Below are 10628 nucleotides of genomic sequence, written 5' to 3'. Positions count from 1 at the left end.
TCAGAAGGCAAAACAGGAACACCCGAATGCGCCCCAGAACCCCTGGAAGTCGCTGACTGGAGCCGATGATAGTCGTGCTTTTTCATGGCTATGTGCATGCACCGCGCAGGCACCAACACATTGATGGACCTGTTGCGCCATGGGCGCATTCAGCCGCCAATGCCCTGGCACATTGATCACTGGCGACCAGTCCGGCATGACCGGTACCGAAGGCGGTGATAATTTGCTGAACTCTTCGCTGGCATACACCACTTCGCCACCGACGACCGTCAACACCGACTCAATCCATTTGACCGCCTCTTCATCGACCGAGAAGTAATCCGCCGACAAGGCAATCACGTCTGCCAGTTGCCCTACTTTGATCTGGCCTTTCTTGCCCTGCTCCGACGAAAACCAGGCACTGCCATGGGTAAACAGTTGCAAGGCCGTTGCCCGCGACAAACCTTCGGGGTACAGCGCCATGCCGCCAACCGTCTTACCGCTCACCAACCAATAAAGAGAAGTCCAGGGGTTGTAGCTGGAAACACGGGTTGCATCGGTGCCCGCACCCACGGGCACGCCCTCGGCGAGCATGCGCTGGATCGGCGGCGTCTGTTCTGCGGCCTGCTTGCCGTAGCGGTCGACAAAGTACTCGCCCTGGAATGCCATGCGGTCCTGAATGGCGATTCCCCCGCCCAGGGCTCGGACCCGCTCGATATTCCTTGGCGTGATGGTCTCGGCGTGATCAAAGAACCAGGGCAAGCCATCAAAGGGAATATCCTGGTTAACCTTCTCGAACACATCCAGCATGCGCGAGATGGATTCGTCATAGGTTGCATGCAAACGGAACGGCCAGCGCTGCTCGACCAGATGACGCACAACCGGCTCCAGTTCAGCCTCCATGTCGGGCGCCAGATCTGGACGCGGCTCGACGAAATCCTCGAAGTCAGCCGCGGAGAACACCAGCATCTCACCGGCACCGTTGTGCCGCAGAAAATCGTCACCCTGGTGCAGCTTCACCGAACCCGTCCAGTTCTTGAAATCCGTCAGTTCTTCCTTGGGCCGCTGGGTAAACAGGTTGTAGGCGATGCGTACGGTCAACTGCTTGGCCTTGGCCAGTTCCTCGATGACGGCATAATCGTCAGGGTAGTTCTGGAATCCGCCACCGGCGTCAATCGCGCTGGTGACGCCAAGACGATTGAGTTCACGCATGAATTGACGCGTCGAGTTGACCTGGTATTCCAGCGGCAACTTCGGCCCCTTGGCCAGCGTCGAGTAGAGAATCATGGCATTGGGCTTGGCCACCAGCATTCCGGTTGGATCGCCATTGGCATCACGCTGGATTTCCCCGCCCGGAGGGTTTGGCGTATTGCGGTCGTACCCCACCACTCGCAGCGCCGCACGATTAAGCAGCGCACGGTCGTACAGATGCAGAACAAATACAGGTGTGTCCGGCGCCGCCTGGTTGAGCTCATCAAGTGTTGGCATGCGCTTCTCGGCGAACTGGAATTCATTCCAGCCGCCAACCACTCGCACCCATTGTGGTGCGGGGGTAACCTCGGCTTGAGCCTTGAGCATGCGCAAGGCATCGGCCAGTGATGGCACGCCCTCCCAGCGCAGCTCCAGATTGTAATTGAGCCCACCGCGTATCAAGTGCAGGTGCGAGTCATTGAGGCCAGGCACTACAGTGCGACGCTGTAGGTCGACCACTTGAGTGGCGCTGTTGCGCATGGCCATGGCTTCGGCATCACTGCCGACCACCACAAAACGTCCGTCCTTGATCGCGACCGCCGTGGCCTCGGGCTTTTCGCGGTCTACCGTGTGCAGACGACCGTTAAACAGAATCAAATCAGCGCTCATGGCACTCTCCCGTGGGGTTAGTAGGTGGTAAACCGTAAGGCCTGGAATTTGCGGCAGCCACGATCGGATGGTTCATTGTTCATGTGTTGCCCGATCCCTCGATGAGGGTGTGAGCCAGGAAGCGAACAGAGCGGTTACCTTGGGCATGAACAGATACACGACCAACAGTACGATGCTGAGAGTGATCAATACGTTGCTGGCTAGATAGCCGCCCAACCAAGGCAGGCGGGTGAACAAGGGCTGCCAGAGCAGCGGAACTAGCAGGCTCAGTGGCAGTATCACCAGAAATGTGATGCACGCCTGCTTCCAGCGCGCCGGTGGTATTGCGGTGCTAGGACTGAACCAGAACTCGTTGCCAGCCTCTATCTCCGTCTGATCTCCTTCTGCTAGCAAGGGAGAGACTTCCTCAATCAGTTGGTGGCGCTCGCTGGAGTCCAGCCAGCACTGCAGATCGCGCGTGCCGACGAAGCGTAATACGCAGACGAACTGCCCCAAATCGCGCATGACGTTGACTCCCAAGTGACCCGGATAGGTACTGGCGATCTGGATGGTACGGCGCAACCACTTCTCGTAAGCCGCCTCCTTTCCAACCTTGACCCGATGCCGCACGATTAATGTGACCACCTCTAACTCATCCATACATGCTCCTGCCCTCTCGCGTTTTAATAAAGCCAGAGCACCTTGCTCCGGGGGTTGGCAACGTGCTGACCTAGCGCCAGAGCGCCCGGCCCGGAGATCGTCAGCGTGGTAAAAATGATCAACAACAGCCAAGCAAACTGACCTTCATCAAGGCTCCACTGCGGATGTACCAAGAGCAGCGATACCAGCAGAAGAAACACGATGGGCAAGCAGGCTAGGCGGGTGAACAGGCCGAACAGTATTAACAGCGGACACAGCACCTCGGCGAAAATCGCCAGGCTCAAGGTCACCACTGCGCCGAATCCTAGAGGGTCTTCGATCACCTGTGCTTGCTGGCTGAAGTTCAGCAACTTGGGTAAGCCGTGCACTTGCAACAACAGCAATGCACCGCTGACCCGGAGAAACAATAGAGCCCAGTCAACTGGCTTACTCATGCTTATCTCTCCAACGTAGGAGGCAAGTGCCGCCTGCAACGGGGGCCACTGACATACTCAGTGGCCCTCGGAAGCATTGAACATGGTCTTGGCGTATATCAGGCCCAGACCGTATGCGCCGCCGTTGGCGATGTCGGTCTTCAACATCAGCGGCGGTACCGCCGAGATCAAGCCGGCTTTGGCAACGCGGAAGGTGCCGTGGCGACCGATATAGCGCGCTACTTCGCCACCTCTGGTGGAAAAGCCGAGCAGCACCGTGTCCTTGAGGTCTAGGCTTTCAATTAACTCTGCCAAGTCGTCGGCATAGTGGTTCATATCGTTACCACCCCAGGGCTGGAGCGGCCGTGACCACGGCGGTCATGGGCAATTACTCGATAGCCATTGGCCGCCAGGAACAGCACCTGTGACTCCCTGCTGTCGGCACTCAGCGGCCAACCATGACTGAATACAATGGGCTGACCGCTACCCCAATCTTTGTAATACAACTCGACGCCGTCGCGCGTAGTGATAGTGCCCATGTACAGTTCTTCCGAGTAGTTGAAGTCGTTAGCACTATTGCAGGTGTTTCTTCAGTTCCGTGCCGGCCTGCAACATGGCCGAGCGTGCGCCACTGATGTGCGCCAGCGGATTGAGCAAACCGAAGTCGTGAATCATTCCGTTGTAACGGGTAGAGGTAACGTCGACGCCGGCGGCATCAAGCTTGCGGGCGTAGGCTTCGGCCTCGTCGCGCAACACGTCGAATTCGGCAGTTTGGATCAAGGCCGGTGGTAGGCCGTGGAGTTGTTCGGTTGTGGCGCGCAACGGCGAGGCATGGATCTCAGCGCGCTGCTTAGCGTCGGTGGTGTAGTTGTCCCAGAACCACTTCATGAGAGGCTTGGTCAGGAAGTGGCCCTGAGCGAACTGGTTATAAGAAGCGGTTTCCAGGCTTGCGTCGGTCACTGGCCAGAGTAGAGCTTGGAAGCTGATCTTAGGAGTGCCTCGTTCCTTGGCCATCAGGCTGACCACCGCCGCCATATTGCCGCCGACACTATTGCCGGCGACCGCCAAGCGGCTACCATCCACGCCGATTTCACGACCGTGCTGCGCAACCCAGGCGGTGGCTGCATAGGCTTGATTTATAGCGGTGGGATAATGCGCTTCTGGCGAAGGCTGGTAATCGACATAGACTGCGACTGCACCGGAGTTCACCACCAGATCGTGGATCAGCCGTGCATGAGTAGGGTAGTCTCCCAGTACCCAGCCACCGCCATGAAAAAACATGAACGCCGGTGATTCGGCAGGCGCGCCCTCAGGACGGACGATTACCAATTTGAGGGGTGCACCAGACACCTTTATGGTTTTTTCTTCGACTTTCGTGCCGGACAGGTCGACCTTGACCGATGCCTGAGCTCCCACGAGGACTAAGCGCGCCTCCTTAGGGGTCATTTGTTCCAGCGGTTTGCCACCGCTGGCGGCCAGAGCATCGAGAAACGCTTGGGTATCCTGTTCTACGCCCGGGCTTCCCGCTGCGAAGACAACACCGGCAGACAATGTTAGGGCCGCACCTAACAAGATATTGTTCAAGCTCATTGCATAGCTCCATCAATATTGAAGTGACCGTGGTCTGGCACCGCTAAGAGCTGAGGATGTAAATCGCCAACTATCAGGCCTGCTAGGCTCAATCTTGAGTGGATGACTATCTGTAGGGTTAGTTAAGGGTTGTTAATTGTCGTTATGTTATACGTTGCGACTGGTCGATCATTTCGATCTATAGCATTGCTAGGTAACTGATTTTAATGGGTTATTTGTATGCGCCAGTTGTGCTTTTAGCTAAACCTGATAAAAATACTCGGACGTCAGGTACGTAGACCTTCCGTTCAAGGTCAGGTGAAGACACAGGAAAGGCATGACCCCACAATCGATTATTGGCAGCGAGCAAATCGTCATGCTCGGCCCCTATCAGATCTATCCGCACCGGCGCTTGATTCTCGAGGCTGATCGACCGTTACGCCTCGGCAGCCGAGCGATGGATATCCTCCTGATGCTGTTGGAGAACGCTGGAAAGGTGGTTAGTAAGGACCAACTGATCGCTCGGGTCTGGCCTGATAGTGTGGTAGAAGAGATCAATTTGCGCGTACACATTGCCGCCTTGCGTAAGGCCTTGGGAGATGGACGCGCTGGGCAACGCTATATCATCAATGTGCCCCAACGCGGTTATAGCTTGGTTGCTGTGCTCTCTTGGAAAGATGAAGCGGAAAATCTGAATTACATCCAGCAGAGTACGCCGCCAGGTAATCTGCCACCGAAACTGAGCGGCATGATTGGTCGCGCCGATGTGATGAGCGGGTTGGTGAAGCTGGTACGTATGCAGCGTTTGGTAACCCTCGTGGGACCGGGAGGCATAGGTAAGACTACAGTTGCCCTGCATGTCGCTGAGTTGTTGCTAGAAGATTTTCCTCATGGGGTTTTCCTGCTGGATCTTGCACCCCTCGCTGAGCCTGAGGCGGTAGCAGCGAAATTGGCTACAACACTCAAACTTCTCCGCCGTAACGAGGAGCCACTTGACGACCTTACAGCTTTCTTCAGCACTCGAAAAATTCTGCTGGTGCTGGATAACTGCGAACATCTGATCGATGCTATCGCGCTTCTCGCCGAAACGCTGCTCAGGAACGCCCCACGCCTTTATATCCTGGCGACAAGCCGTGAGGCCCTGCGTATCGATGGTGAGCATGTCCGCCGTATCGGGCCTCTTCAATACCCCCCTGAATCTGGGGTCGAGAACAAGGAGCAGGCTTTAAACTTCACCGCGTTGCAGCTTCTGGTGGAACGCGCTAAAGCCAGTCAGGACACCTACGAGCTGACCAACGAAGACTTGCAGGTAGCTAGCGACCTGTGTCGCCGATTGGACGGTATTCCCTTGGCTATCGAATTAGCCGCAGCACAAATCGGTAATCTCGGTGTGCGGGGGGTGTTGGCACAGCTCAGTGCCGATCTCCGTTTACTCCCGCCAGGACGGCGAACCGCTCTGCCGCGACAGAAGACCTTGCACTCCACACTGGGATGGAGTCATGAACTGCTCGCCCCTCGGGATCAGGCCTGCTTTCGCCGCGCTGGGGTTTTTCGCGGCCACTTCACGCTCGAATCGGCCGGCGCGGTAATCGCTGCAGCCGACATAGCACCGGACCAGATAGCATTGTCGATCAACCAATTAGTGGCCAAGTCCCTGATGCAAGTGGAAATAGTGGACGACCATGTGTTTTACCGTCTGTTTGATACCACTCGTAACTATGCCTTGGAAAAACTGCGTCAAGCGGGCGAACTACCAGAAACCCAGCGCCGTCTCGCAGAGCACTATTGCACTTTGCTCAGTCACGCCCAGAGCGAATGGGGGAGGATACCGCGTCAATTCTGGCTGGATCGCTACGCATACTGCCTTGATGACATCCGCAATGCGCTTGAGTGGGGGTTTTCGCCGGAAGGGCTGGATACTTTGGCGGTAGAATTAAGCGTTGTATCTACGGCGCTGTGGCAGGAACTTTCACTATTAAAAGAACATGCACACTATGTTGGCCTATCTCTGGCAGCGTTGGAGCGCCAGACGAAACCCAGCCGGCATTTGGAATTGGCGCTACGTTTGGTTCAGGGTAACGCTTGGTACCACACTCAGGGTGGCAAACCACAGACGATTACAGCATTCGTAACGGCGCATCAGCTAGCTCAGCAATGCGATGACTTTACCGCGGAACTCAAAGCGATATCAGGGCTGATGGCCGTCAATTTGAGTTGCGGTCACTATCGGCAAGCCCTAGAGCAGACCCAGCACTTTAAAAAACTATGCAATCTCGGACCTGCTGAGCTGGCACTCAGCGCTGTTCGCCTTCAGGGGCTGGCCCAGCATTTCGTAGGTAACCAGGTGCTGGCGCGACGCTTTGCAGAAGAGGCTCTTGCAAGCTTGGCGTTGGACGAAGCGCGCAGTCACTTCACTCAAGGCTTTGGCGTGCAATATGATCAGGAAGTAGCAGCCCTAACCTTGATGGCTCGAACGCTCTGGCTGCAGGGCTACCCCGAGCAGGCATGGCGAATGGCCGATAAGGCGCTGCAGACCGCACTACGTATCGATCACGGCATGTCGATTTGCTACACCCTTGCGCTTTCCACTTGGGTTATTGCCAAATACAACGGCGACAGCTGTGCAGCCGATAATGCCCTGCAGCTTTTCCATGAGCGCGCCCTAGTGCATAACCTTCGTTTTTTTCAAACCTGGGCTCGGCATTACTCGGCCCTGGGAGGCTCCGAACCAGTACCGAGCATGCCGGATTACCAAGGGCTGATCAGCGATATGTTAGCGACAGTGCACCCTCGTTTCGCCGATGCGGCCCTGCTCGATCGCGCCGAGGCCGGCGAATCCGGTTGGGCTACCGCTGAAATTCTGCGCATCAAAGCAGTTAACACTCTTGCTCAACAACTGCCGGATCAGTTTGCTGCTGAGCGGTTGCTGCAAGAGGCAATCGCTATTGCACAGCAGCAGGGTGCGCTGGCGTGGGAGCTCCGATGCTCCACGTCCTTGGCGCAACTGCGACGAGATCAGGGCCACCTGCATGCCGCATACGACCTTCTGGCGTCGGTATACGGTCGTTTCACTGAAGGTTTCTCAACACCTGACTTGCTAAAGGCGAAACAGCTACTGGAGGAACTGCAGATATAGCCGGTTGGTTGGTCCTGCAAGTGCCTACTCAGGCATAGGCTTTATTCTCAATGCAGCCATTTCGAATGGTTCGTATTTCATTCTTATCTGCCAGTTTTTCCAAGGCATAGCTGCGGGTGCAATTGGACAGCCGGTAGCCTACAACCTTGTCGCCTATATCGGTCAATAACAGCGACTTGGCCACCAACTGGACTACCGCATCGAAAATACAGGCGCTCTCCAAGGTTTTGCAGGTAATGAGCCTGATTGCCTGATCCAGCGTAACTGCAACTTTGAACAACGCGAAGCATTGCAGAACCTTCTGTTCGATTGGTGTCAGCAGTGCATAGCTCCAATCTAGAGAGGCCCTTAGCGACTGTTGTCTGGCTTTTGCTGTTCGCTGCCCCTGCATCGATAGTAAAAAGGCGCCTTGCAGTTGAACACTCAGCCCGTCGAGTCCAAAGGTTTCAACTCGCGCCGCTGCCATCTCGATCGCTAGGGGCGAAGCATCCAGCAGTCGACATATATCAACCAACGGCGGTACATCCTGATCGCGTAGATGGAAGCTCTCTTTGTGGGATGCGGCCCGGTAGACGAACAATTGCAGCGCCGAATGATGCAGCGCGTCCACAGCGCTGAGCCCAGTCGGATCCTTGGGAAGCGCCAGCGGCGTCAGGCGTTGAACATTCTCCCCCTCAACCAGCAAGGGCTCGCGGCTGGTCGCTAAAATCGACAGGTTGGGGGCTGCTTTAAGTAATGCATCGACCATAACCGAACAGGCTTCGATCAAGTGTTCGCAATTATCTAGCACCAATAGCATGCGTCGCGGCTGGAGATAATTGCAGAGGTTTGTAATGTCTTCTTGTGCTGGCACGCTTAGGCCCAGTGAGTCGATCACCGTGGCCGAAACCAGAGTTGGGTCGGCGAGTTCGGATAAGTCGATGAAAGCGACCCCGTCCGCGTAGAACTCCGTGAGCAACTCGGTCACACGCAAAGCCACCGCCGTTTTGCCCATGCCACCAGCTGCGACCAAAGTGATCAGTCGGCGAGACGGTAATTGCCTGACCAATTTGTCCACCACGGCATCCCGGCCTATAAGTTGCGACAACCGCGCGGGTATTAGTGCACCTGCCGTCTGACTGATATTGGGAGGCCAGGCGATGACAGCTTCAAACGGCTGCACATCTGCAACAAAGGAATAACCGCGTTGGGGGATATTGACGATATAGCGCCGACCGTCTTTGCCATCGCAGAGTGCTCTGCGCAGAGCATTGATATGTACTCGCAGGTTCGTTTCTTCGACTACCGTTGTGGGCCACGTGTGAGCAATGATGGCCTCTTTGCTCATTACAGTACCGGCGTTGTCGAGCAAAAAGTGGAGAATATCGAGTGCCTTACTGCCGATTGGTACCGGCTTTCCAGCATCCAATAGAAGTCGGCGTTGAGCGCAGTAGCAAAACGAACCGAATTGCAGCACTTCTTTAGGTTGGTTGCTGCTTTTAGTATTCATGCACACAACAGCGCTTGGCCCGCCGGGCCCGGCCGACGTTACGCGCTACTCCATCTATAGGGCTTGTAGGTATGGTCACAGATATATATGTCCGAAAAACACTTATGAGCGGAAAGATTCGGCCATTACACTGCACGATTCAGCCAAAATGAACTTACGCCGAGACTGCGGCTGGTCGGTAAGGATCCTAATTGAATTGCCATCGATACTGGATCGGCTTAAGGCCCAGCCGCTCGCTAAAACAGATAATGCATTTATAGCTGCTTGGCTGGCCTTTGGTATCGAGTATGTTGCTTGGTTTATTCCCTAGCCGTTGCGTTCAGATTGGTTGCCCGCCGCTTAGGCTCAGCGTAGGCAAAGAAAGCTAGGGCGATGAGTGGCAATAGGCCGCCCGCTAAGGAGATGGCGGGCCAGCCTGCCATCTCGTAGAGCGGGCTGGCTAGAGCCGAGCCGATGGCTCCGCCAATGAATATGCTGGTCATGTATAACGCATTGAGTCGTGCGCGACTTGCAGGTTCAAGGGCATACACCGCACGTTGTCCGAGTACCATGTTCATCTGCACAGCAAAGTCCAGCAGGATACCGGTCAAAGCAAGGCCAACGAGGCTGGCACCGGGGACAGTCCAACCCATCAGCATGGCTCCTACGGCAATTGTCATCGCCACTAGCGATGCCCGCCACGTGTGCCCGGCGTCGGCAAGTCGCCCAGCCACTGGCGCGGCCAGGGCGCCTATGGCTCCCACTAAGGCGAAGATCGCAACCTGCGTTTGCGATAGGCCTTGGTGTCTGACTAGTTCGATCGGCACTGCGGTCCAAAATAAGCTGAAGCTTGCGAAGAGCAATCCCTGATAGAAAGCGCGCCGACGCAACACGGGCTGATGACGCACCAAGCTCAACAACGAGCGCATCAACTGGGAATAGCTAGCCCGGTGGGCAGGCTTATGCTGCGGAATTGTCAACGCTATCACTAGGTTGATCAGCAGCATAACCAGCGCCGCGCCTATGAAGATCGCGCGCCAGCCGAAGTGATCGGCCACCAAGCTGGACAGCGGCCTGGCTAAGAGGATGCCTAGCAACAGGCCGCTCATAATGTTGCCTACCACTCGACCACGTGTAGCTTCTGGTGCGAGGTGCGCGGCAAGAGGAATCAACATTTGCACTGAAACAGAGCTGAAACCAATAAGCAGCGACAGCACCAAGAACAGATTGGGCTCGCTGGCCAGTCCAGCCGCCAGCAACCCGCCTGCTGCTACCAGGGTCGTAACCATCATCAGCTTGCGGTTCTCGATAAGGTCGGCTAGGGGCACCAACAGCAGCAAGCCCAATGCATAACCGATTTGCGTTAGCGACACGATCAGGCTAGCGCTCTGTGAAGACAGTCCCACGGCCGGTGCAATCATTTCCACGATTGGTTGCGCGTAATAAAGGTTGGCGACAATAGCGCCGCAACAAAACGCGAACAGCATCACCATACCGCGGGTGAGTGAATGTTGCGTCACGCCCGAGGGCGCAATACTCAAGTTGGTCATTTCAGGTTCGCCTG

The 10628-nt window shown here is 56.0% G+C and carries 7 protein-coding genes and 1 pseudogene; 1 reads left to right on the top strand and 7 read right to left on the bottom strand.

What is annotated here, in order from left to right:
• From CHB79_RS18745 to CHB79_RS18725, 5 genes and pseudogenes are all read right to left on the bottom strand, one after another.
• Entirely contained in the window at positions 1–1839 is a 1839-nt protein-coding gene (locus tag CHB79_RS18745) for an amidohydrolase (RefSeq protein WP_089358823.1), read from the bottom strand.
• Positions 1840–1911: 72 nt separating this feature from the next.
• Positions 1912–2478, bottom strand: a complete 567-nt coding sequence (locus tag CHB79_RS18740; protein ID WP_089361008.1) for a putative antibiotic biosynthesis monooxygenase — start codon at positions 2476–2478, stop codon at positions 1912–1914.
• A 23-nt stretch (positions 2479–2501) separates the two neighbouring features.
• Positions 2502–2912, bottom strand: a complete 411-nt coding sequence (locus tag CHB79_RS18735; protein ID WP_089361007.1) for a DoxX family protein — start codon at positions 2910–2912, stop codon at positions 2502–2504.
• Between the two features lie 117 nt (positions 2913–3029).
• Positions 3030–3430: pseudogene (locus CHB79_RS18730) on the bottom strand (alpha/beta fold hydrolase); the annotation flags it as partial.
• Positions 3431–3464: 34 nt separating this feature from the next.
• Positions 3465–4481 carry an alpha/beta hydrolase gene (locus tag CHB79_RS18725; protein ID WP_089361006.1) on the bottom strand — a complete coding sequence of 339 codons (1017 nt, stop codon included), beginning with the start codon at positions 4479–4481 and terminating at the stop codon, positions 3465–3467.
• A gap of 316 nt (positions 4482–4797) precedes the next feature.
• Between CHB79_RS18725 and CHB79_RS18720 the strand changes: the two genes are divergently transcribed.
• Positions 4798–7596, top strand: a complete 2799-nt coding sequence (locus tag CHB79_RS18720; RefSeq protein ID WP_245851567.1) for an ATP-binding protein — start codon at positions 4798–4800, stop codon at positions 7594–7596.
• A gap of 28 nt (positions 7597–7624) precedes the next feature.
• Here the strand turns inward: CHB79_RS18720 and CHB79_RS18715 are convergent, their stop codons facing one another.
• Together CHB79_RS18715 and CHB79_RS18710 are read right to left on the bottom strand one after the other, a co-directional pair.
• Complete coding sequence (locus CHB79_RS18715; RefSeq protein ID WP_089361005.1) at positions 7625–9085, bottom strand: ATP-binding protein; 1461 nt, start codon at positions 9083–9085, stop codon at positions 7625–7627.
• Between the two features lie 299 nt (positions 9086–9384).
• Positions 9385–10614: an MFS transporter gene (locus CHB79_RS18710; protein WP_089361004.1), complete on the bottom strand. Its 1230-nt coding sequence runs from the start codon at positions 10612–10614 to the stop codon at positions 9385–9387.
• Positions 10615–10628: the final 14 nt, after the last annotated feature.

This window comes from Pseudomonas segetis, from assembly GCF_900188155.1.
GTDB classification, from domain to species: Bacteria; Pseudomonadota; Gammaproteobacteria; order Pseudomonadales; family Pseudomonadaceae; genus Aquipseudomonas; species Aquipseudomonas segetis.
Note: the sequence above shows the minus strand (reverse complement) of the source record. Positions and strands in the feature narration are given on the sequence as shown.